At 63.0% G+C, this 26805-nt stretch carries 23 protein-coding genes and 1 pseudogene; 9 read left to right on the top strand and 15 right to left on the bottom strand.

The genetic code is table 11. From position 1 onward, the window contains the following. Positions 1-100 precede the first annotated feature (100 nt). A complete protein-coding gene (locus BS629_RS03545; RefSeq protein ID WP_018245033.1) occupies positions 101-2410 on the bottom strand; it encodes a Tex family protein in 2310 nt (769 codons plus the stop codon). A 219-nt stretch (positions 2411-2629) separates the two neighbouring features. Between BS629_RS03545 and glyS the strand changes: the two genes are divergently transcribed. Continuing rightward, positions 2630-4744 carry a glycine--tRNA ligase subunit beta gene (gene glyS, locus BS629_RS03540; protein ID WP_018245032.1) on the top strand — a complete coding sequence of 705 codons (2115 nt, stop codon included), beginning with the start codon at positions 2630-2632 and terminating at the stop codon, positions 4742-4744. A gap of 57 nt (positions 4745-4801) precedes the next feature. Beyond that, positions 4802-5290: a 2-thiouracil desulfurase family protein gene (locus BS629_RS03535; protein ID WP_018245031.1), complete on the top strand. Its 489-nt coding sequence runs from the start codon at positions 4802-4804 to the stop codon at positions 5288-5290. 78 nt (positions 5291-5368) lie between these two features. Here the strand turns inward: BS629_RS03535 and BS629_RS03530 are convergent, their stop codons facing one another. The 10 genes and pseudogenes from BS629_RS03530 to BS629_RS03485 all read right to left on the bottom strand — a co-directional run bounded on the left by BS629_RS03530 (position 5369) and on the right by BS629_RS03485 (position 16252). Continuing rightward, on the bottom strand, positions 5369-7192 hold the full coding sequence (locus BS629_RS03530; protein WP_018245030.1) for a methyl-accepting chemotaxis protein: 1824 nt from the start codon (positions 7190-7192) through the stop codon (positions 5369-5371). 261 nt (positions 7193-7453) lie between these two features. Beyond that, positions 7454-8002 (bottom strand): annotated as a pseudogene (locus BS629_RS03525) (methyl-accepting chemotaxis protein); the annotation flags it as partial. Between the two features lie 114 nt (positions 8003-8116). Beyond that, positions 8117-8578, bottom strand: coding sequence for a plant virulence effector HPE1-like domain-containing protein (locus tag BS629_RS03520; protein ID WP_026188638.1), 462 nt, complete (start codon positions 8576-8578; stop codon positions 8117-8119). 99 nt (positions 8579-8677) lie between these two features. Beyond that, positions 8678-9955, bottom strand: coding sequence for a phosphoribosylamine--glycine ligase (gene purD / locus BS629_RS03515; RefSeq protein WP_018245025.1), 1278 nt, complete (start codon positions 9953-9955; stop codon positions 8678-8680). Positions 9956-10020: 65 nt separating this feature from the next. Next, entirely contained in the window at positions 10021-11955 is a 1935-nt protein-coding gene (locus BS629_RS03510) for a DUF2207 domain-containing protein (protein WP_018245024.1), read from the bottom strand. 37 nt (positions 11956-11992) lie between these two features. After that, a complete protein-coding gene (locus tag BS629_RS03505) occupies positions 11993-13255 on the bottom strand; it encodes a 3-phosphoshikimate 1-carboxyvinyltransferase (RefSeq protein ID WP_018245023.1) in 1263 nt (420 codons plus the stop codon). A gap of 108 nt (positions 13256-13363) precedes the next feature. After that, entirely contained in the window at positions 13364-13915 is a 552-nt protein-coding gene (locus BS629_RS03500) for a LemA family protein (RefSeq protein ID WP_018245022.1), read from the bottom strand. A gap of 140 nt (positions 13916-14055) precedes the next feature. Beyond that, positions 14056-15012 carry a glycine--tRNA ligase subunit alpha gene (locus BS629_RS03495; RefSeq protein ID WP_018245021.1) on the bottom strand — a complete coding sequence of 319 codons (957 nt, stop codon included), beginning with the start codon at positions 15010-15012 and terminating at the stop codon, positions 14056-14058. 169 nt (positions 15013-15181) lie between these two features. Next, entirely contained in the window at positions 15182-15373 is a 192-nt protein-coding gene (locus BS629_RS03490) for a membrane protein (RefSeq protein ID WP_003556931.1), read from the bottom strand. Between the two features lie 18 nt (positions 15374-15391). Next, on the bottom strand, positions 15392-16252 hold the full coding sequence (locus BS629_RS03485) for a S49 family peptidase (RefSeq protein ID WP_024321292.1): 861 nt from the start codon (positions 16250-16252) through the stop codon (positions 15392-15394). A 183-nt stretch (positions 16253-16435) separates the two neighbouring features. Here BS629_RS03485 and BS629_RS03480 point away from each other — a divergent pair, with 183 nt between their 5' ends. Next, positions 16436-17776, top strand: coding sequence for an Nramp family divalent metal transporter (locus tag BS629_RS03480; RefSeq protein ID WP_018245019.1), 1341 nt, complete (start codon positions 16436-16438; stop codon positions 17774-17776). Positions 17777-17793: 17 nt separating this feature from the next. Here BS629_RS03480 and BS629_RS03475 read toward each other — a convergent pair whose 3' ends face one another. Continuing rightward, positions 17794-18570 carry a tRNA1(Val) (adenine(37)-N6)-methyltransferase gene (locus BS629_RS03475; RefSeq protein WP_018245018.1) on the bottom strand — a complete coding sequence of 259 codons (777 nt, stop codon included), beginning with the start codon at positions 18568-18570 and terminating at the stop codon, positions 17794-17796. Positions 18571-18576: 6 nt separating this feature from the next. Next, positions 18577-18804 carry a putative signal transducing protein gene (locus BS629_RS03470; protein WP_003545870.1) on the bottom strand — a complete coding sequence of 76 codons (228 nt, stop codon included), beginning with the start codon at positions 18802-18804 and terminating at the stop codon, positions 18577-18579. A gap of 108 nt (positions 18805-18912) precedes the next feature. On the opposite strand from BS629_RS03470, the gene BS629_RS03465 reads away from it, so the two are divergent. The 4 genes from BS629_RS03465 (at position 18913) to moaB (ending at position 23427) form a co-directional block, all read left to right on the top strand. Further along, a complete protein-coding gene (locus BS629_RS03465; protein ID WP_018245017.1) occupies positions 18913-19929 on the top strand; it encodes a polyprenyl synthetase family protein in 1017 nt (338 codons plus the stop codon). Positions 19930-20062: 133 nt separating this feature from the next. Then, positions 20063-21895: a tetratricopeptide repeat protein gene (locus BS629_RS03460; RefSeq protein WP_018245016.1), complete on the top strand. Its 1833-nt coding sequence runs from the start codon at positions 20063-20065 to the stop codon at positions 21893-21895. A 69-nt stretch (positions 21896-21964) separates the two neighbouring features. After that, complete coding sequence (locus BS629_RS03455) at positions 21965-22876, top strand: 4-(cytidine 5'-diphospho)-2-C-methyl-D-erythritol kinase (protein ID WP_018245015.1); 912 nt, start codon at positions 21965-21967, stop codon at positions 22874-22876. Beyond that, positions 22876-23427, top strand: coding sequence for a molybdenum cofactor biosynthesis protein B (gene moaB / locus BS629_RS03450; RefSeq protein WP_018516570.1), 552 nt, complete (start codon positions 22876-22878; stop codon positions 23425-23427). Before BS629_RS03455 ends, moaB begins: the two co-directional genes overlap by 1 nt. Before the next feature lie 34 nt (positions 23428-23461). Here moaB and BS629_RS03445 read toward each other — a convergent pair whose 3' ends face one another. Together BS629_RS03445 and BS629_RS03440 are read right to left on the bottom strand one after the other, a co-directional pair. After that, positions 23462-23776 (bottom strand): hypothetical protein, encoded by a 315-nt coding sequence (locus BS629_RS03445; protein WP_018245013.1) that lies wholly within the window; start codon positions 23774-23776, stop codon positions 23462-23464. 182 nt (positions 23777-23958) lie between these two features. Beyond that, positions 23959-24477: a glycosyltransferase family 2 protein gene (locus BS629_RS03440; RefSeq protein WP_018245012.1), complete on the bottom strand. Its 519-nt coding sequence runs from the start codon at positions 24475-24477 to the stop codon at positions 23959-23961. A gap of 139 nt (positions 24478-24616) precedes the next feature. Between BS629_RS03440 and BS629_RS03435 the strand changes: the two genes are divergently transcribed. Together BS629_RS03435 and BS629_RS03430 are read left to right on the top strand one after the other, a co-directional pair. Continuing rightward, positions 24617-25774: a PA0069 family radical SAM protein gene (locus BS629_RS03435; RefSeq protein WP_018245011.1), complete on the top strand. Its 1158-nt coding sequence runs from the start codon at positions 24617-24619 to the stop codon at positions 25772-25774. Between the two features lie 277 nt (positions 25775-26051). Further along, positions 26052-26741, top strand: coding sequence for a ribonuclease HII (locus tag BS629_RS03430; RefSeq protein ID WP_018245010.1), 690 nt, complete (start codon positions 26052-26054; stop codon positions 26739-26741). The last annotated feature ends 64 nt before the right edge of the window (positions 26742-26805 follow it).

Genomic DNA, 26805 nt, shown 5'->3' with positions numbered 1-26805 from the left:
CAACTTAGTAGCTCTCTTTCGCCTTACAAGCGCCGGATTTAGCACTCCGTTCAGAACGCTGCCAAACTGTTGCATTTTTGCCGAAATGCCGGTTAAACCCTTATTTTCGCTTCATGGCTTCGGCAAGTGCCGCGCCGAATGCGCCCTGGCTCTCCGGTTTCTGAGCCGCGGGCCGGCGCTCGTTCTGCGGCCGCGACCCTTGGCTTGGGCGAGAATCACCACGCGGCGGCGGCGCTGATGAGCCGTCATCGCGTCGCATGGAAAGACCGATGCGCTTGCGCTTGGCATCGACTTCGACAACCCGCACCTTGACGACATCACCCGCCTTGACGACCTCGTGGGGATCCTTGACGAAGCGGTCGGCAAGCTGGGACACATGCACCAGACCATCCTGGTGCACGCCGATATCGACGAAGGCGCCGAAGGCGGCGACATTGGTCACCGTGCCTTCCAGCACCATGCCGGGCTGGAGGTCGGAAATTTCGTTGACGCCCTCGGCGAAGGTCGCGGTCTTGAAGCTCGGACGCGGGTCGCGGCCGGGCTTTTCCAGCTCCGCGATGATGTCTTTCACCGTCGGCAGACCGAATTTCTCGTCGATGAACTGGCGCGGATCAACCGATTTCAACACCGCGCTATCGCCCATCAGCGCGCGCAGATCGCGGCCACAAGCGGCGACGATCTTCTTGGCGACACCGTAGGCCTCCGGGTGCACCGAGGAGGAATCGAGCGGCTCCTTGCCGTTGGGAATGCGCAGGAAGCCGGCGCATTGCTCGAAGGTGCGGCCGCCGAGGCGGGCGACCTTCAGGAGATCCTTTCGCGTCTCGAAACGGCCTTCGCTGTCGCGGTGGCGGACGATGGCGTCGGCGATCGACGGGCCGAGGCCGGAGACGCGCGACAGCAGCGGCGCAGACGCAGTGTTGAGATCGACGCCGACGGCATTCACCGCGTCTTCCACCACGGCATCGAGCGAACGCGACAGCTTCTGCTGGTCGACATCGTGCTGATACTGGCCGACGCCGATCGACTTCGGCTCGATCTTGACGAGTTCGGCCAGTGGATCCTGCAGGCGCCGCGCGATGGAGACGGCGCCGCGCAGCGACACGTCGAGATCGGGAAACTCCGCTGCTGCGGTTGCCGAGGCGGAATAGACCGAGGCGCCGGCTTCCGACACGATGACCTTGGTCGGCTTCGGCGCCGGCAACTCGGCCAGCATGTCGGCCACCAGCTTTTCGGTTTCGCGGCTGCCGGTGCCGTTGCCGATCGAGATCAGCTCGACATTGTGCTTGCGGATCAGCGATGCGAGCTCGACCTGGGCGCCACGCACGTCGTTCCTCGGCTGGAAGGGATAGACGGTCGATGTCGCCACCACCTTGCCGGTGCCGTCGACGACGGCGACCTTGACGCCGGTGCGGATGCCGGGATCGAGGCCCATCGTCGCGCGCGAGCCGGCGGGCGCGGCCAAAAGCAGGTCCTTGAGATTGCGGGCGAAGACATGGATCGCCTCTTCCTCGGCCCTTTCGCGCAGTTCCCGCATCAGGTCGAGCGAGAGCGACATGGAAAGCTTGACGCGCCAGGTCCAGCTTGCGACCTCCATCAGCCAGCGGTCGCCGGGACGGCTGGTACCGATCTCGTAGGCCGCCACGATCATGCGTTCGACCGGCTTGTTCGGAGAGGCGGTTTCGGCGTCGGCCTCGATCGTCAGCGTCAGCACCTCCTCGTTCCAGCCGCGCAACATGGCGAGCGCGCGGTGGCCCGGCGCCGTCGCCCAGCGTTCGGAATGGTCGAAATAGTCGGAAAACTTCTCGCCGGTCGCCTGCTTGCCGTCGACGACTTTCGCCTTCAGCAACGAGGCCTGGCGCATATGGGCGCGCAACTTGCCGAGCAGGTCGGCATTTTCGGCAATGCCTTCGGCGATGATATCGCGCGCGCCTTCGAGCGCCGTCTTCACATCGGGCACGTCAGCTGTGACGAAGCCTTCGGCCAAGACCGCCGGTTCCCTGGCGCGGTCGGCGAGGATCGTCTCGGCGAGCGGGCCGAGGCCGCGTTCACGGGCGATTTCGGCCCGCGTGCGGCGCTTCGGCTTATAGGGCAGGTAGAGATCCTCGAGCTCGGCCTTGGTTTCGGCCCCAGTGACCTTGGTCATCAGCTCGTCGGTCATCTTGCCCTGGCCGGTGATCGATTCGACGATCGCGTCGCGCCGGGCTTCGAGCTCGCGCAGATAGACCAGCCGCTCGGCGAGATTGCGCAGCTGCGTATCGTCCAGCCCGCCCGTCACTTCCTTGCGGTAGCGGGCGATGAAGGGCACGGTGGCACCCTCATCTAGCAACTCGATGGCGGCTTTGGCCTGTTCGGGCCGGGCGTTGATTTCGGCGGAGATGCGGGCTGCGAGAAAACGGAGGTCTGCGGCCATGGGATTTCCTGTTTCGTCAGAGGTGGCGGGACCATAGCGGCGAAAAGCGGCAAGGCAATGTTGGAGTTTACGGCTAGGCGCCGATCCACAGGATAAGCATGCCGGAAAGGCGGCGATTTTGCGGTTGTGCAGATGCGCCATTCTTTGCTAGCAGAAGCAACGTTTTGACCCGGCGCCCATGCCATCCCTCCCCTGTCGCGGGAGGCAAGGAAATTCGACATGCCAAACCTTCTTCTCGAACTCCGCTCCGAAGAGATTCCGGCCCGCATGCAGCGCAAGGCTGCCGGCGACCTCAAGAAGCTCGTCACCGATGCGCTTGTCGAAGCGGGTCTGTCCTACGAGGGGGCGCGCGAATACTGGACACCGCGGCGGCTTGCGCTCGACATTCACGGCCTGACGGCCCGCTCCGCCGATGTGCGCGAGGAACGCAAGGGGCCGCGCACCGACGCCAACGAGAAGGCGATCGAGGGTTTTCTGCGCGGCGCCGGCCTTTCCTCGGTCTCCGAGGCGCAGGTGGTGAGCGATCCGAAGAAGGGCGATTTCTACGTCGCGGTCATCTCCAAGCCCGGCCGCGCGACGGAAGAGATCGTCACCGATGTCATGCCCGGCATCATCCGCGATTTTCCCTGGCCGAAATCGATGCGCTGGGGCAAGGCCTCGTCGAAGCCCGGTGCGCTGCGCTGGGTGCGGCCGCTGCAGTCGATCGTCTGCACCTTCGGCCCGGAGCATGAGGAGACCACCGTCATCCCCTTCGAGATCGACGGCATTACCGCTTCCAACATCACCTACGGCCATCGCTTCCATGCGCCCGATGCGATCACCGTCCGGCGCTTCGACGATTATGCGGCGAACTTGGAAAAGGCCAAGGTCATCCTCGACGCCGAGCGGCGCAAGGACATCATCCTGCACGACGCCCGCGACATCGCCTTTGCCAACGGGCTGGAGCTGGTGGAAGACGAAGGCCTGCTGGAGGAAGTCTCCGGCCTCGTCGAATGGCCGCAGGTGCTGATGGGCAGTTTCGAGGAGGATTATCTCTCGATCCCCTCCGAGATCATCCGGTTGACGATCAAGACCAACCAGAAGTGTTTTGTCACTCGCAAACAGGGTGAAGAGACGCTTTCGAACAAGTTCATCCTCGTCTCCAACATCCAGGCAAGCGACGGCGGCAAGGAAATCGTCCACGGCAACGGCAAGGTGGTGCGGGCCCGGCTTTCGGATGCGCTGCATTTCTGGAAACGCGACCAGGGCAATCTGCCGGATCTCGAGACGCTCACGGCTTCGGCGGCAAAGTTCGGCCTCGACATCAAGAAGCCGCTCGACCAGCGCATGGCCAAGCTCGATGCGCTTGACGTGACGTTCCATGCCAAGCTCGGCACACAGGGAGCGCGCGTCGCTCGCATCCAGGCGCTGGCCAAGGAGCTGGCAAAGATCACCGGTGCCGACGCGGCTCTGGTCGATCGCGCCGCCGTGCTCGCCAAGGCCGATCTGCGCACCGAAGCCGTCGGCGAATTCCCGGAACTGCAGGGATTGATGGGCCGCAAATATGCGGCGCTGCAGGGCGAGGATGCCTCCGTTGCCGCCGCGATCGAGGACCACTACAAGCCGCAGGGTCCGTCGGACCGCGTGCCGGAGGACAGAGTGGCGATCACGATCGCGCTTGCCGACAAGCTCGATACGCTGATCGGCTTCTGGGCGATCGATGAAAAGCCGACGGGATCGAAGGATCCGTTTGCGCTGCGGCGGGCAGCACTCGGTGTGGTCAGGATCCTGCTCGAGCGAAAGATCCGCCTGCCGCTGTTGGCAACGACAAGGGATGGCGACTTGCTCTCCTTCTTCCACGACCGTCTCAAGGTCTATCTGCGCGACCAGGGCGCCCGCCACGATCTCATCGACGCCGTGCTGACTTCAGATGCCGACGACCTGTTGATGGTGGCGCGCCGCGTCGAAGCGCTGACGGCCTTCATCACCTCGGAGGACGGCAAGAACCTGCTCGCCGGCACCAAGCGCGCGACGCAGCTGCTCGCCGCCGAGGAAAAGAAGGGCACCGTGATCGCCGATGGCGTTTCGGAAGCGCTTCTGAAGCTCGATGCTGAGAAGGAACTGTTCGCCGCAATCTCCAGCGCCTCGAAGGATGCCTCGGACGCCGTCGCCGGGGAAGACTTCCGCTCGGCAATGGAAGCGCTTTCCAAGCTGCGCGGCCCGGTCGACCGCTTCTTCGAAGACGTGCTCGTCAACGACGAGGACGCCGCCATCCGCGCCAACCGTCTCGCCCTGCTGCGGCTGATCCGCGAAGCGACGGGAACGGTTGCGGATTTCTCGAAGATCTCGGGGTGATATTCGGCCGCCATCGGCGGTCTGGCATTGCCGCCGTCATCGCGTTATTCAAGAGACATGCAGAGCAAGATTCTTGTCAGCGCCTGTCTTATGGGCCAGGCCGTCCGCTATGACGGCCGGGCGAAGCGGTTGCTTCATCCTGTGATCGAGACATGGCAGGCCGAGGGCCGGCTGGTGACGATCTGTCCGGAGATGTCGGCAGGCATGAAGGTGCCGCGGCCGCCGGCCGAGATCGCAAATGCCGCAACCGGCGAAGAGGTGCTGGCCGGCACGGCGCGGGTTGTCGAGCTGACGGGCGCCGACGTGACGGAAGAGTTCTTGCAGGCGGCGGAAAATGCCGTGGCGCTCGCACGACAGGCAGGCTGCCGCTATGCGCTGCTCATCGACGGCAGCCCGTCCTGCGGTTCGGCTTTCATTTATGACGGCACGTTTTCCGGCCGCAAGCAGGCCGGCCACGGCGTGACGGCGGCGGCGCTGAAAGCTGATGGCGTCGAGGTGTTTTCCGATCACCAGATCGAGGAACTGATCGACCGTATCGCGCATTGAGCCTCAAATGGCACGGCCGCCGGAGAACCGACGGCCGCTAAAAATTTGGTGATAAAAACGCTTTTGTCCCCGCGCCGTTTAAGCGGCGCGGCGACCTTGATGCATGGCCGGAGCGGCGCTTTCGCCACTGACCCGGAAGCCGCGGATGAGGTCGATCAACTCGTCAGTATCGCTGGCCAGCGTTTCGGCCGATGCCGTGGTCTCCTCGGCCATGGCGGCGTTCTGCTGGGTGGCGGCGTCGAGCTGGTTCATCGACGAGGAGATCGAGCGCAGCGTCGTATCCTGTTCGGAGGCGCTGTGGGCGATCTTGGCGACGATCTCGTTGGCGGCCTTGATCTGGTCGGAGATGCGCTTCAGCGCCTCGCCTGCCTCACCGACCAGACGGACGCCGTGGTCGACCTGGCTGGAGGAGCGGGCGATCTGGTCCTTGATCTCCTTGGCGGCCGCGGCGGAACGCTGGGCAAGTTCGCGGACTTCCTGGGCGACGACCGCAAAACCCTTGCCGGATTCGCCGGCGCGGGCCGCCTCGACGCCGGCATTCAGCGCCAAGAGGTTGGTCTGGAAGGCGATCTCGTCGATGACGCCGATGATCTTGGTAATTTCCGACGACGACTTCTCGATGCCGCTCATCGCTTCGATCGCCTGGGTGACGATCGCATCGCTATGGGTGGCTTCGGTGCTGACCGCGTGGACACGCTTGCTGGCTTCATGGGCGCCATCGGCTGTCTGGCGGACGGCGACGGTGAGTTCGTCGAGCGCGGCCGAGGTTTCCTCGAGGCTGGCGGCCTGGCGCTCGGTGCGCTGCGACAGCTCGTTGGAGGCGCGGCGGATCTCTTCCTTGCTGGTGCCGATGTCGGTGCCCTTGGCGCTGACCTTGGCCATGGCGGCTTCGAGATGCGACAGCGCATCGTTGAAGTTGTCGCGAAGGGCGGCGTATTTCTGGCCGAGATCGGCGCAGCGGACAGTGAGGTCGCCGCGGGCGATCATCTCCAGCGCCTGGCCGATCGTCGTCACCACCCGCGCCTGCAGCGTGGCTTCATCCTGCTGCTGGCGCAGATTGGTTTCGCGCTCGTTTTCCAGCGCCAGCTGCTGGGCCGCCTCACGATCGGACATCGCATGACGTTCCCTGATCTTTTCCTGCAGCGACTGCGTCGCCTTCGCCATCATGCCGACTTCGTTGTTCATGCTGGTATGCGGGATGGCGATCGAAACATCCTCTTCGGCGACAGCCTTCAGGGCGGCATGGACGTTGTTGAGAGGTCCCGATATGCCGCGGATGACGATGTAGGCGGCCGTCATGGCAAGGAAGAACAGAACGATGCTGCCGGAGAGCGCGGTGAGGATCGTGCTGTTTATCTGCGCATCGAGATCGTCCATGTAGACACCGGTGACGACGACGACCTTCCAGGGATCGAAGGCCTGGCCATAGGCCGTCTTGCGGTAATCGCCGGCCGGCTGGCCCGGTTTGACCGTGGAATAATATTCGACGAGACCGCCGCCCTGCTGCCCGAGCTTGACCAGCTCATCGCGATAGAGCTTGCCTTTGCTGTCCGGCTGGCCCTTGTTGATCTGCCCGACTTTCGAGGCGTCGTAGTGGAATACCATCTGGACGTCGTAGCTATAACCGAAGAAATAGCCGTCCGGATCGTATTTCATCCCGTTGACGGTGGCGTAGGCCTGCTTCTGGGCATCCTCGAGCGTCATTTCGCCCACGGTTACCTTGGCCTGGTAAAGCTTGAGAACCGAGACCGCCGACTGAACCTCGGCGCGGAGCATGTCATAACGCTCCTTGTAGATCGCATCGACCGAGGATCGGATCTGCAGGGAGGTGGCGATCGCAAAGGCGATCATCAGGCCGACGACCAGCAATATGAGCTGCTTCGATATCTTCAAATTTTTCATGACGCCTCGCAACGGGAATGGATAGCTGCATTCCGGTGCGGTTTTCTACCGCCTGTGCGAGCGCGCCAAACAAGACGACGCGTCTACCGCTGCTAAAATAAACATGCTGCGACCGGGTAAGTAACAATTGATGCCCACCCTATAAAAAAGCTTTAACTTTATTGAATGCGATGCGAACTTCCCTCAAAATCAAGGGGTAGAGTTACAAGGCACACCGCCGGATTTTCATCCGGCGGTCCATATCATTTGCTTCTAAAGTTCTCAGCTGGCCCGGCGCATCGGTTCGGCCTGGCGGTGCTGTGGCGCACCGACACGGAAGCCGCGGATGAGATCGATCAGCTCGTCAGTATCGCTGGCCAGCGTTTCGGCCGATGCCGTGGTCTCCTCGGCCATGGCGGCGTTCTGCTGGGTGGCGGCGTCGAGCTGATTCATCGACGAGGAGATCGAGCGCAGCGTCGTATCCTGTTCGGGGGCGCTGTGGGCGATCTTGGCGACGATCTCGTTGGCGGCCTCGATCTGGTCGGAGATGCGCTTCAGCGCCTCGCCTGCCTCGCCGACCAGACGGACGCCATGGTCGACCTGGCTGGAGGAGCGGGCGATCTGATCCTTGATCTCCTTGGCCGCAACAGCCGAGCGCTGGGCAAGCTCGCGGACTTCCTGGGCGACGACCGCAAGACCCTTGCCGGATTCGCCGGCGCGGGCTGCCCCGACGCCGGCATTCAGCGCCAGCAGATTGGTCTGGAAGGCGATCTCGTCGATGACGCCGATGATCTTGGTAATTTCCGACGACGACTTCTCGATGCCGCTTATAATTGCACTTCAAAACAGGAATGCACCCCCGCTGCTCATCGAGGGTGCATTCGTCCACCGGTGGTGGAACCCCAAGCGATCGAAACCTTGATCAGGCAGGGGCAGGGAACTTTTTTAGAAACGCAGCTTAAACTCGGAAACGTTAATCGCTGCTGGTTGTTCCGCCATACCTGCCGCAACGGGCCTGGCGTCGCCGCCAATGACGGCCGCGGTGGTTGCATTCATGTCGATGCCGTCTACCGGCGCCGCTGGCGGCGCGGCCGCAATCATGGATTCAGGCGTCGCCTTGCTGACGAAGACGACGGGCGAGCCGCCCATCCAGCCTTCGGTGCGATAGACCTTCTTTTCGCCGCCGACGTCGCGGACTTCACTTGCCTGGAAAGCGCCGGGCTTCAGCTCCGGCACCGTATAGTCTTTCTTGGTCAGTTCGGCCTGGAGCGGCGGGCAATCGGCACAGCTTTCGGTGACGATGCTGCCTTCAGCGCGCGGCGCAATCTTGCCGACCACTTCTATCGAGGACGCCATCACAGGGCCTGCCATCAGCAGGATTGCCGCACCGAGGAAAATCTGACGCATCAATGCCACTCCGTCTCATCTTGGGAGCGGTATAGCGCAGCTTTGTTTCCATCCCGTCAGGGGAAAGGGTAAAAATTTAAAGAACGGGCCGGTTTATACTCACTCCGAGCCCGTTTCGCGTTCGATCGCCCGCCAGCCGATGTCGCGCCGGCAGAAGCCGTTTTCCCATCTCACCCTGTCGAGCAGCGCGTAGGCGCGGTTCTTGGCCTCGGCGACCGTGCCGCCTGACGCGGTGACGTTCAGCACGCGGCCGCCGGTCGCAACCAGTGCACCGTCTTTCAGACCCGTGCCGGCATGAAACACCTTCTCGCCCTCGCCTGCATCCGGCACGGAAAGAATCGGCGTGTTCTTCTCGTAGGCGCCGGGATAACCCTTGGAGGCCATGACCACCGTCAGTGCCGGATCGTCGTTCCATTCGGCCTTGACCTGATCGAGCGTGCCATTGGCGGTGGCGAGCAGCAGCGGCAGGAGATCGCTCTTCAACCGCATCATCATCACCTGGCATTCGGGATCGCCGAAGCGGACATTGTATTCGATCAGCTCCGGCCCCTTCTTGGTGATCATCAGCCCGGCGAAAAAGACGCCGGAGAAGGGATGACCGCTCTCGGCCATGCCACGCATCGTCGGCTCGATGATCTCCTTCATGGTCCGCTCGACCATTTCGGCGGTCATAACAGGCGCCGGCGAATAGGCGCCCATGCCGCCGGTATTGACGCCGGTATCGCCCTCGCCCACCCGCTTGTGATCCTGGGCGGTTGCAAGCGGCAGCGCATGTTTGCCATCGCAGAGGCAGAAGAAGCTCGCTTCCTCGCCATCGAGATAGGCTTCGACGACGACTTCGGCGCCGGCAGCGCCAAAGGCGCCCTCGAAACAGTCGTCGACCGCCGCCAGCGCCTCGTCCAGCGTCATCGCAACCGTCACGCCCTTGCCGGCGGCAAGACCATCGGCCTTGACGACGATCGGCGCGCCCTCGGCGCGGATATAGGCTTTGGCCTTCGGTCCATTGTTGAAACGCTGGTAGGCGCCTGTCGGAATGTCGTAGCGGGCGCAGATATCCTTGGTGAAGCCTTTGGAGCCCTCGAGCTGGGCTGCAGCAGCGGAAGGACCGAAAACCACAAGGCCATCGGCGCGCAGCCGGTCGGCGAGGCCGGCAACCAGCGGCGCCTCCGGGCCGACAACGACGAAATCGATCGCCTTGTCCTTGCAGAAGGCCGCGACCGCTTCGTGATCCTCGATGTCAACCGGCACGAGGACGGCGTGTTCGGCAATGCCGGGATTGCCGGGTGCGGCGTAGAATTCCGTCATCAACGGCGATTGCGCCAGCTTCCAGGCGAGCGCATGCTCGCGTCCGCCCGATCCGATCAACAGAACCTTCATGCGCGACCCTTTCCTTTTCTGTCTGGCGGTTAAGGGCCAAGGGCTAAAAGGTCAAGCGGGAAAGCTTACCAGCCCCCGCCTCCGCCGCCTCCGCCGCCGCCTCCCGACGAGCCGCCGCCGGAAAAACCGGAGGAGGAACTCGATGGCGGCGGCGCGGGAATCGTCGACGCGATGGTCGAGGCCATGGACGAGGAAAAGCCGCCGATGCGATCGGAAAAGCTGCCGCTGTTGAAGTTGCCGGAATACCAGGCGGGCGCATAGGCAGCAGCCGCGCCGGCAGCGGCCGCCGCAAGCCAGGTTTCGAAAGTGCGCGACCAAGGCTTTTCGACGCCGAGCGCCACCGCATAGGGCAACAGCGTCTCGAAATGCCGCGGCGACATTTCCGGAGCGCCTGCCGTGTTCATCCGGTCCTTCTCGGCAAGCGTCAGATATTGGCGCAGGCCGTCTATGCCATCCATCATCTTGGCGCCGAGGGGGGTCGGCGCGCCCATGATGAAGAAATAGAGGATGTTCAAAAGCACGATGCCGCCGACGGCAAAGAGCATCGGCGTTTCGTGCAGTTCCACCAGCGAGGAGGCAAGCGCCAGAACCATGGTCGCCAGAATGCTGATGCCGACGAAAACGCCGACCGCGGCGGCGATGATGGCGATGATCTTGCCGAACAGTGACTTGCCGCGATGCAACGACCTGACGAGGCCGGCGGCGAACACCGCGACGAAGACCGAGATGGCGCTCGGGATCAGCATCAGCGCGATGGTGTCCGGCGCCAGCGAACCGAAGACGAACAGGATCACCAGGGCCGCGGCGCTGAGCGCGATGCCGCCTGCGGTATAAGCCAGGTTGGAATTGTAATATTTGCCGCGATGCTCTTTTTCGATCGCCGAACGGAAGGCCTGGCCGACGGATTTCACCCGCTCGCCATTCGCCTTGTCGATCGTCAGCGTCGAGCCGGCACCGCCGGCAACCTTGAGCAATTCGATTTCGCCGGCCTGGAATTTCTCCTTGCCGAGCGGCTTGCCGGTGCCTTGGATGACGATCGAATTCTTCAGGTCTTCGAGCTTGACGTAGCCGCGGACGGCAAGATTGAGCGCGGTGGCGGACAGCGCCGTCCAGCCCTCGCCGGAGAAGCCCTTATTGTCGATATAATTGACCAGCGCCGGCGAGATACCATCGGGCGCGTCCCAGCGCGGCACGACGACGCCGCGGGCGGGATCACGGCCGACCTTCAGCCAGGAGCGCGTGTAATAGGCGAAAACGAGGATCAGGCCGCCGAAGCCGATGAAATAATTGCGGTTGTCCTTCAACCACCAGGTGCTTTCCATATCCGCGCTCGGCGGATCGATCGACCCCTTCGGCAAGCGGATCGCGAAGGTCAGGCCTTCGTGGGCATCAAGCGGCGCGGTGGTGGAAAAGACCAGGCCAGCGCCGCTCTCGCTGACGCGGGCATTCTTTTCCGTCGCGCCTTGGGGGCCGGTGAAGAAGGCCGTCTCCGTCGCGCCGACGCCGGGCGGCAGCTTCACCGTCGCGGTGGCCAAGCGGATCGGGAAGATCCAGCCATTGCCGGTGACGTTCCAATAGAGTTCGTCGTGATCGTCGAAATAGCGGATCTGGCGATTGGTCCTGTAGGTGAAGACGTATCGATGACGGCCCGGCGTCACGGTCACGTCGGCAGAACCGGCATAGATGCGGATGCCGCCTGATATCGATTCGGTGTGCCAGGGCTCGTTATCGCCATCGCGCTGGACCGACACCATATCGAAATCGACGCTGCGGCGGCGGCCCGCGGCATCGGTGAAATAGAGCGGGAAATCACGGAAGATGCCGTGGTTGATCTGATTGCCCTCGGCATTGACGGTGATCGTTTCCGTCACCGTCATCGCGCCGCTCTTTTCGAGCGTAATGTCGGAGGCAAAACTGTCGATCACCTCGGCGGCAAAGGCCGCCGGGGCGGCGAGCATCAACAGCAGTGCAAAGCAAAATCCGAAAAACCGACGCCCCATCCCTGTCTCCCGCCGGCAGCCTCGGCTGCGCGTTTCGTCAATCGTTGTCCTGATAGGTCACGCCGAGTGCCGCCAGCGTCCGCCAATAGGCGGGGAAGGTCTTGCCGACGCAATCGGGATCGAGAATGGTGATGCCGTCGATCTTCAGCCCGGCGAGCGCGAAACTCATGGCGATGCGATGATCGGCGAAGCTGTCGATATCCGCCGGCAGACGCTTGCCGGCAAGTGCGGGATCCGACTGCACGATCAGATCGTCGCCGTCTTCGCGGGCGAGCCCTGAAACAATGCAGTTGAGGCCGGTCGAGAGCGCCCGGATGCGGTCGCATTCCTTGACGCGCAGATTGGCGATGCCGACGAAGCGAACCGGCGTCTCGTTGAAGGCGGCAAGCACGGCAAGCGTCGGAACGGCATCCTGCATCTGCGAGCCGTCGATCTCTGCCGGCAGATGCGGGAATTTGGCGATGATGTCATAGGCGCGCGCATCGGGCTGCGAGAAGGCATCGGAGGGAACACCGAGATCGATCGCGCCGCCAGTGAGGACTTCGGCCGCCCAGAGATAGGTCGCAGCCGAGGCATCGGGCTCGACGATGAAATCGGCAGCGCGGTAGCCGGTGGGCTCGACACGCCAGGTGACCGGGCTGGTCTTCTCGACCTTGGCGCCGAAAGCCTTCATCGCCGCCGTGGTCAGATCGATATAGCCGAGTGCACCGATATCCTCGCCGACGAGTTCGATGTCGACCGGCCGGTCGCCGCCGGCCGCCATCATCAGCAGCGCGGAGACATACTGGCTGGACAGGCCGCCATCGATTCGGATGCGGTCGGCCTGGAAGCGGCCGGTGCCCCTGACGGTGACCGGCGGGCAGCCGGTCTCGGCGGTCGCATCGATGCCGAGCGTGCGCATCGCCTCGACCAGCGGGCCGATCGGGCGCTTGCGCATATGTTCGTCGCCATCGACGATGACGGTGCCGTCGACCAGAGCCGCGGCCGCTGTCAGGAAGCGTGTCGCCGTACCGGCATTGCCGAGGAAGAGCGGCGCCTTGGGCGGCACCAGCCTGCCGCTGCCGGTGACGACGAAACTGGTATCGTCAGGCTCGTCGATTGCGACACCCATGGCACGCAGCGCTTCGGCCATATAACGCGTATCGTCGCTCTTCAGGGCCCCGGTCAGCCGGCTGGTGCCCTTCGCAAGGCCGGCGAGCAGCAGGGCGCGATTGGTGATCGACTTGGAGCCCGGCGGCATGGCGCGGCCGGAAAGCGGCCTGCCAGGCGGGATGATCGTGAGTTTGGCTGTGCGTGTCATGCTGTTTCTTCCGTCCATGGGGCGACCTTAAAGCGCGAAATGCTCTAGCCGGCCGCAAATCTGCCCTTGCTCTTAATCGCTTTCGGGCAAAGGCAAAATGCCGGATCGTCAGAATTTCACGGTGGGGACGGCGCGATCGGCCTCGTTGGTGATTTCGAAATATTCCCGTTTCGAAAATCCGAACTGGCCGGCGACGAGATTGGACGGGAAGCTTTCGACCTTGACGTTCAGGTCGCGGGCCGCGCCATTGTAGTAACGCCGCGCCATCTGCAACTCGCCTTCCATGGTTTCCAGCGAAGCCTGGAGCTCGGCAAAATTCTGGTTGGCCTTGAGATCGGGATAGGCCTCGGCGAGCGCGATGACACGACCGAGCGCCTGGCCGAGCAGGCCTTCCGCCTGCGCCCTGCCGGCGACATCGCCTGATGGAACGGCCTGCGCCTTGTTGCGGAGCTCAACCACCTCTTCAAGCGTCGACTTTTCATGGGCGGCATAACCCTTGACCGTCTCGATCAGGTTCGGGATCAGATCGGCGCGGCGCTTGAGCTGGACGTCGATGCCCGACCAGGCCTCTTCCGCCATCTGCCGCGCGCGAACCAGGCCGTTGTAGATGAAGATGAGATAGAGCGCGACCAGAACGATGACGCCAAGCGCAATAAACATCGCGAATTCCCCCGCAGCGAAGTAATGTCCGCGCGGAGACTACGCGGGTTTGCCGGCTGCCGTCAAACGCCGATATCCGCGACGATTCGGGGTGCCCGACCAGCCGTCGATATCGACGATACGGCTGGCAGGCTGTTGCGTTACGCCGCCTCTTTGCCCAGGTTGACGCCGCCGGCATCGGTCAGCAGGAAGGCTTCGCCGCAGGCCTTTGCGAGCGTGCGAACGCGCAGGATATAGCTCTGGCGCTCGGTGACCGAAATGACGCCGCGGGCATCGAGCAGGTTGAAGACATGGCTTGCCTTGATGCACTGGTCATAGGCCGGGAAGACGCATTTGTGCAGGCGCTGGTTGGCGTTGTCGCCGGGGGCGCCGGCATCGAGCAGCGCGCGGCATTCCTTCTCAGCATCGACAAAATGGCGATGCAACATCTCGGTATTGGCGAACTCGAAATTATGACGCGAATATTCCTGCTCGGCCTGCAGGAAGACGTCGCCATAGCTGATCTTCTCGTCGCCGTCGCGACCGTTGAAGTTCAGATCGTAGACATTGTCGACGCCCTGGACATACATGGCGAGGCGTTCGAGACCATAGGTGAGTTCGCCGGCGACGGGCGAGCATTCGATGCCGCAGACCTGCTGGAAATAGGTGAACTGCGAGACTTCCATGCCGTCGCACCAGCATTCCCAGCCGAGGCCCCAGGCGCCGAGCGTCGGGCTTTCCCAGTCGTCCTCGACGAAGCGGATATCATGCAGCAGCGGATCGAGACCGATCGCCGCCAGCGAGCCGAGATAAAGCTCCTGCAGATTTGCAGGGTTCGGCTTCAGGATGACCTGGTACTGGTAGTAATGCTGCAGCCGGTTCGGGTTTTCGCCATAGCGGCCGTCGGACGGGCGGCGAGACGGCTGAACGTAAGCCGCCTTCCATGGCTTGGGGCCGAGGGCGCGCAGCGTGGTGGCCGGGTGGAAGGTGCCGGCGCCGACTTCCATGTCGTAGGGCTGCAGCACCGCGCAACCCTTGTCCGCCCAATAGCTATGCAGGGTCAGGATCAGCGCCTGGAAAGAGCGCTTCGGGTTCATATGGTCTGGAATAGCTGACATCGAACGGCACCGATTGCTTGGGAATTATCGGCGCGACAGGTGCCATGGAGGGCGGCGGGGGTCAAGACTTTTGCAGCACTGAAGAGGCGTCGAATGCCGATGGGGAAGAGGAATTCCGCTGCCCCTCCCCCTCACCAACCGGGTGAGCGGCAGTGCGTGGCGACGCCTCTTATTCGCCCTCGCGCTTCAGCCGGTATTCTCCCGTCGCCGGATCCTTGACCAGCGTGCCGATTGCGCCGGTCTGGCGCTCCTTTTCAGCGCGGCGCGACTTTTCGGCGAGCTTACGGGCATCGGAGACGAAGCGGCGGTAAAGCCACCAGGCTGAGAAAACCAGGATCAGAATGGTAATTAACTGCGGCATGCCCCTCTCTTGCTCCCTTCAAAGCCCGAAACGACTCCACAATGCTCTCTCTTCCGCCGCTTCGACAAGCCCCGTTGCGAGACCGGATGCAGCACCCTCGAGTGAGACCGGCGACACGCCTGGAATCCGGCGACCGAACAGGCCGCGGCCGGCGGTGACGAGCTCCAGCTTGGTCTTCTGGCCGTAGCGCCTCTTCAGTTCCTGGCGCATGTCGCCGAGGCCATCGATGAGGCCGAGTTCGAGGCCGCGTGTGCCGCTCCAGAACAGGCCGGAAAACACCGCCGCATCGTCCCTCAGCTTGCCGGCGCGACGTTCGCGCACCATTGAGATGAAGACCTGATGGATTTCGAGCTGCAGGCTCTTCAGATACTCGATATCCTTTTCCTTTTCCGGCTGGAAAGGATCGAGGATCACCTTGTTTTCGCCCGCCGTATAGACGCGGCGTTCGACGCCGATCTTCTTCAGGAGTTCGGGAAAACCGAAGCCGCCGGAGACGACGCCGATCGAGCCGACGATGGAGGTGGCATCGGCAATGATCTCGTCACCGGCAAGGGCGATCATGTAACCGCCGGAGGCGGCGACATCCTCAACGAAGACCAGCACCTTCTTCTGCTTCTCGCGAGCGAGCTCGCGAATGCGGGTGAAGATCAGGCGCGACTGGACAGGCGAGCCGCCCGGCGAATTGATGGAGATGGCAACCGCCGGCGCGTCCTTCATGGCGAAGGCTTTTTCCAGAACCGGAGAGACATTGGCGAGATTGAGGGTCGGCCGGAACTGGCCGCCGCCGCTGATGATCGCCCCCTGCAGCCGGACGACCGGGATGGTGATGCCGTCCTTGCGGAACCGTTTCGGCAGCAGTTTTCTCAAGAATCCGGCCATTTCCCATCCTTCGCTTCGGGTCGCACGATCGCAGTTTACGATCGGCATCCATGTATGCGCTGGAACGGCAAACGCAATGGCCGCGTTCCTGAAAATAGCAGGTTTGATTTTGTTGTTGCGAATGACTTGCATTATCATTCTAATTCGTCATAGTGCCCTGACGATAAAACAGGTGGAAATCGCATGGACGTCCTCAATCCGAATGCAAAGAGCGGCTGGCGGCACGAACGCGGAGAGGGATCGCTCTCCGATGTCTACCGCACCGTCGGAACCGGGCGTCACAGCTCGAGGTGGCGCAGGGCAGCAGCCTTCGCCGGGCCGGGCTACATGGTCGCCGTCGGTTACATGGACCCGGGCAACTGGGCGACCTCGCTCGCCGGCGGCTCGAAATTCGGATACGCGCTGCTCACCGTCGCACTGCTTTCCAACCTGATGGCGATTGTGCTGCAAGCGCTCTGTGCGCGTCTCGCGATCGCTTCCGGGCGCGATCTTGCGCAGGCCTGCCGCGACGCTTTTCCGAGATATGTCTCGGTACCGCTCTGGGCCCTTGCGGAAATCGCCATCATCGCCACCGATATCGCCGAGGTGATCGGCACGGCGATCGGCCTCAATCTGTTGATGGGCATCCCGCTCGAACTCGGCGTGCTGATCACCGCGCTCGACGTCTTCGTGATCCTCTTCCTGCAAAAGCTCGGCTTCCGCTGGGTGGAGGCCTTCATCATCGCGATGCTCGGCGTCATCGCGGTCTGCTTCGGCGTGCAGATCCTGCTTGCCGACCCACAGTGGGGCGCCGTCCTCACCGGCTTCTTCCCGACCACCGACATCGTCACCAATCCGGAGATGCTCTATCTGGCGCTCGGCATTCTCGGCGCGACCGTCATGCCGCACAATCTCTACCTTCACTCCGGCATCGTGCAGACGCGGGCCTACGGCCATACTGTTCCCGAAAAGAAGGAGGCGCTGACCTTTGCGACGATCGACTCGACGGTGGCGCTGTGTTTCGCGCTCCTGATCAACGCCTCGATCCTCATCCTTGCGGCGGCCGCCTTCAATGCGCACGGCAAGACCGACGTCGTCGAACTCGGCGAGGCCCATTCACTGCTGTCGCCGCTGCTCGGCCTCGCTATCGCGCCGACGCTCTTCGGCATCGCGCTTCTCTGCTGCGGCCTCAACTCGACGGTGACGGCAACGCTTGCCGGCCAGATCGTCATGGAAGGCTTCCTGAAGATCCGGCTGAAGCCCTGGATACGCCGGCTGATCACCCGCGCCATCGCCATCGTGCCGGCGGCGATCGTCACCATCTGGTACGGCGACCAGGGCACGGCGCAGCTTTTGATCCTCACCCAGGTGGTGCTCAGCCTGCAGCTTTCCTTCGCCGTCTTCCCGCTTGTCATGTTCACCGCCAGCAAGGCGAAGATGGGCGAACTGGTGGCGCCCCGCTGGCTGAGCGGCATCGCCTATCTGATCGCGGTCGTCATCGCCGGGCTGAACGTCAAGCTGCTCTTCGACTTTGTCACCGGCTAAAGCGTGAACTTACCACTCTAAAGCCTGGCGTAGGCCGCCCGGCCATTGTTGAAATCATCGACGAGAGGGGAGAACTTGTGGCTCCCCTCTTCGTGCATGATCAGAGGGGCGCGCAGCGACAGCCGCGCCCGCGATCCCTTGATACCAGTCACCAGGATACGGACGGCGTTTTCGCCCGGACGCGGGTGGATAGCGGTGATCTCGATGCCGCCGAAGCGCCGGCCGCAGGCGGCAACGATCTCGGCGATCGACTGGGGCCTGGCGATCAGCGACATTTGCCCGCCTGGGATCATGATCGCGCCGGCGGTGCGTATCCAGCTTTCGAACAGGCCGTCGGTCATCGCATGGGCTTCGGCCTTCAGCGCATCCGGCGTGCGCCGGTCGCCGGCGTCGTTAAAGGGCGGGTTCATGATGACGTGGTGGAAGCTTTCATCGGTGAGCCCGGCATCGTTGCGCGCCTTGGCGGTCAGCGTCACATCGGCCTCGACGACGCTGACGCGGTTGGCGATATGGGCATTGTCGGGCAAGAGGATGCTGCGGCGGGCATAATCGGCCATCTCGGCCGAGCGCTCGAAAAGCACCACTTGTGAATCTGCAAGCCGCGAGGCGACGGCAAGGCCGGCAGCACCGGCGCCGGCGCCGAGATCGGCAACCCTGACCGGGCGATCGTCGGCGACCAGAGCCGCAAGCAGCATCGCATCCATGCCGGAGCGATGGCCCCTGCCCTTCGGCTGCACCACATGAAAGGCGCCGCGATGAAAGGCATCGATGGTGTCAGCGGTTTCCCCGGTCATCGGAGCTCACTTCCGCTCGCGCAACTCGCCGCCGAGACCGGCATCGGTGAGGATGCGGCGCGCCTGATCGGCCATCTCCTCATCCACCAGCAGGCGACGCGACAGCATGCCGAGCGAGCCTTCCAGCACGCTCATGCCCTGGTCGGCGATGAAGCAGTGAATTCCGGCATCCTTCATCAAACTCTCGGCATAAGAGAGCAGAACGGGGTCGTTGGCGCGGATAAGCTCATGCATTTGCCGTCGTTTTCCTTCCAATTTCGCTCAGCGCGACAATTCACCCCTTGCCGCGTCCATCGCCCCTTTCTATTGTCAGGTGCAAAGAATGAACAGGAGTCCGGGTCGTTGGGCGTGGTCATACCGCTTGAAGAAAGCAAAAACAAACTGGCATCCATCAAGCCATTGGTCGATCTCACCAGGGCGGACATGGAGCGAGTGAACCAGCTCATTCTGTCCAAGGCCGGCTCCGACGTGCAGATGATCCCCGAAGTGGCGAACCATCTGATCTCGTCCGGCGGCAAGCGGCTGCGGCCGATGCTGACGCTGGCTTCCGCCTCGCTGTTCGACTACAGGGGCGAAAACCACGTCAAGCTCGCCACATCGGTCGAATTCATGCACACGGCGACACTGCTGCATGACGACGTCGTCGACGAAAGCGATCTGCGCCGCAGCAAGCCGACGGCGCGGATGATCTGGGGCAACCAGGCAAGCGTGCTGGTCGGCGACTTCCTGCTCGGCCAGGCCTTCCGCATGATGGTCGATGTCGGCTCGCTCGATGCGCTCGACGTGTTGTCTTCCGCCGCCTGCGTGATTGCCGAAGGCGAAGTGCTGCAGCTTTCGGTCGCCAAGAACATGGAGACGACCGAGGACGATTATCTCTCCGTCATTCGCGCCAAGACGGCGGCTCTCTTTGCTGCCGCCGCCGAAGTCGGGCCGATCGTCGCAGAGGCCGGCCGCTCCGGCCGCAATGCGCTGAAATCCTACGGCATGAATCTGGGGCTCGCCTTCCAGCTCGTCGACGATGCGCTCGACTACGGCGGCAAGGCTGCCGATCTCGGCAAGAATGTCGGCGACGATTTCCGCGAGGGCAAGATCACCCTCCCTGTTATTCTCGCCTATCGCCGCGGCACCGAGGACGAGCGCGCCTTCTGGCGCGATGCGATCGAAGCCGGCAACAGCACCGACGCCAACCTCGAAAAAGCGCTGGGGCTGATCACCAAATATGGCACGCTCAGCGACACGATCGGCCGCGCGATCCATTATGGCACGATCGCGCGGGACGCGCTTGCGCCGCTTCCCGATACGGTGTGGAAATCCGCCCTGATGGAAGTGATCGACTTCTGCATCGAGCGCGTCAATTGATCAAACGTCCTTGATCGCAGGCTGATTTTCTTGCGGCGCCGCTTCAAAAAAGCCATCCTGTTATGAATCAGTGATCGCAACTTGTTTTGCGGCCGGCACCATTGTCGGGACGCTGTCGAAGAAAGGTTTCCTAATGCGGCAGAGACTTGCCATCCGTCTTCTTACGAGCGCAGCGCTTGCAGCTGTCCTTTCGCTGGGCAGTGTCGGCGGCGTGAACGCCGAGGATGCGGCCAAGGCAGACGATGCCGGTACGGCCGCTCACTTTGATGCCGATAGCGTTACCAGCTTCTCCGGAGCCTTCCTTGCCGCGCGCACGGCCGATGTCGATCATGACTACGAAACGGCGATCGAGCTCTACAAGAAGGCGCTGCAGATCGAGCCCGGCAATCCCGAGATTCGCCAGCGGCTGATGATCTCGCTGCTGCTCAATGGCGACATCAAGGAGGGCGTCAAATACGCCAACGACCTGAAAGGCGATCCTTCCGTCGAGCGCATCACCACGATTGTGCGCGGCATGGATGCCGTGCGCCGCGACGACTACAAGACCGCCGAGTCCATCCTGAAATATAAGGGGCCGAACGATCTCGACCGGATGATGAACGACCTGCTGCTCGCCTGGGCTCGTGTCGGCGCCGGCCGCGGCAAGGAGGCGCTTGCTATGGTCGAGAAGATGAAGGGGCCGGACTGGTTCCGCATCTTCCAGAATTACAATGCCGGCGCGATCGCCATCGCCATCGGCGACGTGAAATCCGCCCGCCAGCATCTGAACGATGCCGTGCTCGACAAGGAAGGCGGAGCGACGGCGCCCGATACCTTCATGCGCGCGGTGATGGCGCTTGCCCGCCTCGAAGCAACACAAGGCAACAAGCAGAAGGCGCTCGACGCCGTTTCCGTCGGCGACAACCTGCTGCCGAACTATGCGCCGCTGAATGCGCTGCGCGACAGCGTCGAAAAGAACGAGAAGCAGGAACAGCAGGTCAAGACGGCCGAAGAAGGGGCTGCCGGCGTGCTCTTCTCCGTCGGCGGCGCGCTGAACCGCGACGGCGCCGAGGATATCGTCTCGCTTTACCTGCAGACGGCCAATGCGCTCGATCCGAACAGCGCCGATACGCTGGTGCTGCTCGGCGGCATTGCCGAGAAGCAGAACCAGATGGACCGCGCCATCGCGCTCTACAAGAAGGTGCCCGAGAATTCACCGATGCGGCGCATCTCCGAGCTGCAGCTCGGCCTTGCCCTTGCCCAGGGCGGCAAGGTGGATGAGGCGCGCAAGCACCTGCAGGCGCTGATCGCCTCCGACCCGAAGGACATCCGCAGTTACCTCGCCTATGGCAGCGTGCTCTCCGACGCCAAGGACTACCAGGCGATGGCCACCAATTACGACAAGGCCGTCGATGCGATCGGCCCCATTCCCGGCCGCGCCAACTGGAGCGTCTTCTTCCAACGCGGCATCGCCTATGAGCGGCTGAAGAAGTGGGACCAGGCGGAACCGAACTTCCGCAAGGCGCTGGAGCTCAATCCCGACCAGCCGCAGGTGCTGAACTATCTCGGTTATTCCTGGATCGACATGAACCGGAACCTCGACGAAGGTCTCGGCATGATCAAGAAGGCCGTCGATCTTCGCCCTGACGATGGTTACATCATCGATTCGCTCGGCTGGGCCTATTTCCGCCTCAACCGCTTCGACGATGCCGTCGACGAGCTGGAACGGGCCGCACAGATCAAGGCCGGCGACGCGACGATCAACGACCATCTCGGCGATGCCTACTGGCGCGTCGGGCGCAAGCTCGAGGCCGTCTACCAGTGGAACCGGGCGCTCAGCTCGGAGCCTGAAGCCGCCGAAATTCCGAAGATCAAGGACAAGGTCGCCAACGGCCTGCCTCCCGCCAGCGACGATGCCAAGGCGGCCGACAAGAAGCAGCCGGATCCGGCACCCGTCATCCCGCCGCCGGTCGACAAGAAATCCTGACGGGCGGGACGTTTGCCTGAAGAGGGCCCTGAAGAGGGCTTGGCCGCTTCGAGATCAAAGAAGTAGAGCATGATGTCGTCCGAAAACCGCTCAGACTTTTCGGCATCATGCTCCAGCATCTCCGAGGAAGCTCGTGCGAAAATCAACCTGGCCCTGCATGTGACGGGCCAGCGGCCGGATGGCTATCATCTGCTCGATATGCTGGTGACCTTCACAGATCATGGCGACCGGCTGGACTTCATGCGGTCGCCGACCGACGAATTTACCCTGTCTGGCCGTTTCGGCGAAACACTTGCCGGCGACGGCGGCACCAACCTGGTGCTGAAGGCGCGCGATCTCCTGCGCGAGGCGATCGGTCCCCTCGCCTTTCCCGTCCGTATCCAGCTCGAAAAGAATCTGCCGGTTGCCTCCGGCATCGGCGGCGGCTCGGCCGATGCGGCCGCGACGCTGCGTGGGCTGATGCGGCTCTGGGGCACGAGCTTGCCCGAGGAGGCGCTCGCAGCTCTCGCCCTGAAGCTCGGCGCCGACGTGCCGATGTGCCTTGCGAGCCGGCCGCTGATTGCCCGCGGCATCGGCGAAAAGATCGAACCCGTGCCGGAGCTGCCCGTCCTTGCCATGGTGCTCGCCAATCCGCTGAAGGGCGTCTCCACGCCCGAGGTTTTCCGCCAACTGGCGACAAAGAACAATCCGGCCCTGAGCCTGCCACCGAGCCGGCCTCTAGCTGCCGACTGGCTCGCGGCGATTGCCGCTGCCCGCAACGACCTGGAGCCGCCGGCGCGCGAACTCGTGCCGGAGATTGCGGCGATCTCGGCGATGCTGCAGGCTAACGGCGCGCTTTTGACCCGCATGTCCGGTTCCGGCGCCACCTGTTTCGGCATCTTTGCGACCATGGCTGCTGCCGAAGATGCGGCGGCAGCTCTTCACGACGAGCGGCCCGACTGGTATTTCCAGGCGACGGAAACGGTTTCGGGAGGCGCATGATGGCAGGTCTGGACGAAAAGCGGCCCTTCATCGCGGTCGGCATTGCGGTTCTGACGATCTCGGATACCCGCACGCCGGAGACAGACAAGTCAGGCGACACGCTGGCGGCGCGGATTACAGAGGCGGGCCATAGGTTGGTCGACCGGGGGATCGTGCCTGATGATCGCGCGGAGATTGCCGCGCGGGTGAAGGCCTGGACTGACAGAGAAGACATAGACGTTGTCATCACCACCGGCGGCACCGGCTTTACCGGCCGCGACGTGACGCCAGAGGCGCTGGAGCCTTTGTTCGAAAAGCGGATGGACGGCTTTTCCGCCATCTTCCACCGGATCTCCTACGAGAAGATCGGCACGGCGACGATCCAGTCGCGCGCCACGGCAGGTGTTGCCAACTCCACCTTCATCTTCGTGCTGCCGGGCTCGCCCGGTGCCTGCCGGGATGCCTGGGACGGCATTCTGAAAGGACAGCTCGACTACCGCAGCGCGCCGTGCAATTTCGTCGAGATCATGCCGCGTCTGGACGAACACCTGAAACGCGGCGCGACGAAGTAGGGCATGGTTGCCCCTGGCGAACCAGGGGCATTCACTATGTGGCCAGGCCCGGCAAGACGGGCATGGTGTCCCAGCTATCACCCGACAGCAGAACGCAGCTTATGCCGTGAACATCCGTGACGATGAGGGTCCAGGTGCCGCTTTCGGCGGCATAGACCTCAAGAATGGCGTTCTCGTTGATCAGTCCGACTGCCGTGAGCTTTTCGGCGAAGTTTTTGTCCAGGAAATTGACGATTTCGGGTCGGCCTGCGCAACTGCGCATCATCTGCGATGCTGCCGAATGCGGATGCGCGATCACCAATGTCGGCAATATGACGGCTATGAGGCCGTAGATCATATTGCGTACCATGACGCACCTCCTTTCGCCGGAAACCCGGCAGAAGAGGAGATTTTCGCTGACCTGTTCTGCCGTTCACCGGCATTCCATGGCCATTCCGTTGCGAAGCGCGGCGCTTCGACGGCGCCATGTTCGAATTATAGCGCGAAATCCTATTGGGCGCCATCTTTTGCTCATGGAGAGGATTGCGGCACCTATCGTGCAGCGCGGGCGACCCAGGAGGGAATCAGTTCGCTCGCGAGCTTGCGCGGCTTCTGGCCCTTGACGAATTCGGTAAGCCGCATCCCGCTTTTGGCGATGGCGAGCGCCTGCTTCTTCGGCAGGAGAAAGCCGAGTTCCAGCGGCGGCACGGCACGGCCGACACGCTGGAAGAACGGGCGCCTGTAACCACGCGAGGCGGTGAAGCGCGCCGGCAGCTTGTTCAGCGCGACATATTCGGCGATCTCATCGATCCAGCCGGCCTGGGGTCTCGCGCCCGGCTCGACGAAGAGCAGCCATTCGCCGCGGGCGGAGCGGACGATGTCCTTGATATCCCACTGCGAATGGAAGCGGCAGCCGGCGGCGTCGGCCACCCGCGAGGTGCCGTCGCGCGAGCCGTGATCGAGCACGACCACATCGCTCACCAGCCCCTCCACCGCGCCTGCCACCAATACCGATAAGGTCTGCGCCAGCTCAGATTCCTGATCCTGACATTCGAGAACAACCGTCAACATTGACCATTTATAATGCGCCGCACAAATTTTTGCCAGCACCGTTTTCCTCATTTTGTTCTTGCATTGTTCTCGTTTTGCAGATAGGAATTTAATCAGCAGAACGGGCGGAGGCGATGGCTTTCCGCCACGGGAGAATCCGATGAGAGAGCAGTCCCTGGCAGGGCAGGCCGCATTCGCGCCTGCCAATACGGCAGATATTGCCGATGCGATGATCGTTTCCTCCGGGCTGAGAGTCGAGGTCGATCGGCGGCGTGGACGTGGGGCCGGGCTGAACCCGACAGGTCGGTTCGAGGCGCTGCAGCGGGAGACCGTCGACGATGGCTGGCAGACGTGGGAAGAGCTACCGCCCTTCAAGACCGAAGTGCAGGTCGAGAAGCCGCGCACGGCAATCACCCGCAACGAATCGCCGGACATTCCGTTCGACCGCTCGATCAATCCCTATCGCGGCTGCGAGCACGGCTGCATCTATTGTTTCGCCCGGCCGACACACGCCTATATGGGGCTTTCTGCAGGGCTCGATTTCGAGACGAAGCTTTTTGCCAAGCCCGATGCAGCAAAACTCCTGGAGCGGGAACTCGCCAAGCCCGGCTACAAGGTGCGGGTGATTGCGATCGGCACCAATACCGATCCCTATCAGCCGATCGAAAAGGAATGGCGCATCATGCGCGGCATTCTCGAGGTGTTGAACAAGGCGAACCATCCGGTATCCATCGTCACCAAGTCGGCGATGATCCTGCGTGATCTCGACATTCTGCAGGAGATGGCAGCTAAGAACCTGGTGCGCGTCGGCATCTCGGTGACCACGCTGGATCGCAAGCTTGCCCGGACGATGGAGCCGCGTGCCGCCACGCCGCCGCGGCGGCTGGAGACGATCCGCACCCTTGCCGAAGCAGGCGTGCAGACGGCTGTCATGGCCGCCCCGCTCATCCCGGCGCTGAACGACCACGAACTTGAGCGCATCCTCGAATCGGCAAAGGCTGCCGGCGCCGCAGAGGCGAGCTATGTCATCCTCAGGCTGCCGCTCGAGGTCAGCCCGCTGTTTCGCGACTGGTTGCTGCAGCATTACCCCGATCGTTACCGGCATGTGATGTCGCTGGTGCGCTCGATGCGCGGCGGCAAGGATTATGATGCCGAATTCGGCAAGCGCATGAAGGGCGCCGGCCCCTATGCCTGGCAGATCGCCCGGCGTTTTGAAATGGCAGCCCGACGTTTCGGCCTGACACGCCGCAGCGTGCCGCTGCGCGACGATCTGTTCGTGCCGCCCGATGGCAGCGGCGTGCAGTTGTCGCTGCTCTAACCTTTTGTTTTTACGCAATTCCGGACGGAAGACCGCGCCACACTTTTCCTGGAATTGCCTCTAACCTTTTACGCAATTCCGGACGGAAAACCGCGCGGCACTTTTCCTGGAATTGCTTCGAGCTTGCGCATCGGCTCTCGAGAAAACCGCCTGTTTTCGAGCCCGAGCGCAATTCCCGCGGATGGCCCTGACCGCCACCATCCGCCGGAGCGTCCCCGGCCGCCGCCCTGATCCGGGGACTTGCGGGCAATCGGGTTGGCGTGCGAGGTTCAGCCGCATGAAACCTCGCACGTCACCCGATTCTCCCCTGCTTTTCGACACGGTTCCGCTCGTGCCGGATTTCCGGCTGGAACTCAAAGCCCGCAAGGCCGGCCACTGGCCGGTTGCCGGTGCCGACGAGGCAGGACGCGGGCCGCTGGCGGGACCGGTCGTTGCTGCTGCGGTCATCCTTGATCCGCGGCGCATCCCTGAGGGTCTGAACGATTCCAAGCAGCTTTCGGCGCAACGGCGCGAGGAACTGTTCGTGCAGATTCTGGCGACGGCGACCGTCTCGATCGCCTCCTCCAGCTCGACGCGCATCGACGAGACGGATATCCGCAAGGCAAGCCTCGACGCCATGCGCCGAGCCATCTGCAGCCTCGCCATTCCAGCAAGCTACGTGCTGACCGACGGGCTCGATGTGCCGCCCGGCCTTGATTGCCCCGGGCAGGCCGTGGTCAAGGGTGATGCCCGCTCGGTCTCGATCGCCGCCGCCTCGATCGTCGCCAAGGTGACGCGCGACCGGATGATGGCACGAGCGCATAATGTATTTCCGGATTACGGTTTTGCCGCGCATGTTGGCTATGGCACGGCGCAGCACCGCGCCGGCATCGAGAGGCACGGCCCCTGTTCCCTGCACCGGATGAGCTTCAGGCCGTTGCGAAAGGTCGAGGACGGTCCTGAGACGGACGAGCTGCTTTCCCAATAGGCCATTCAAAAAAAGCCAAGCAGAAGAAAAAACCGCTCAAACGGAAAGGCCGGGACATGCCCGG

The sequence above is a fragment of the Rhizobium leguminosarum bv. viciae USDA 2370 genome, assembly GCF_002008365.1.
Classification (GTDB): Bacteria; Pseudomonadota; Alphaproteobacteria; order Rhizobiales; family Rhizobiaceae; genus Rhizobium; species Rhizobium leguminosarum.
This window is presented reverse-complemented; position numbering and strand designations above follow the sequence as displayed.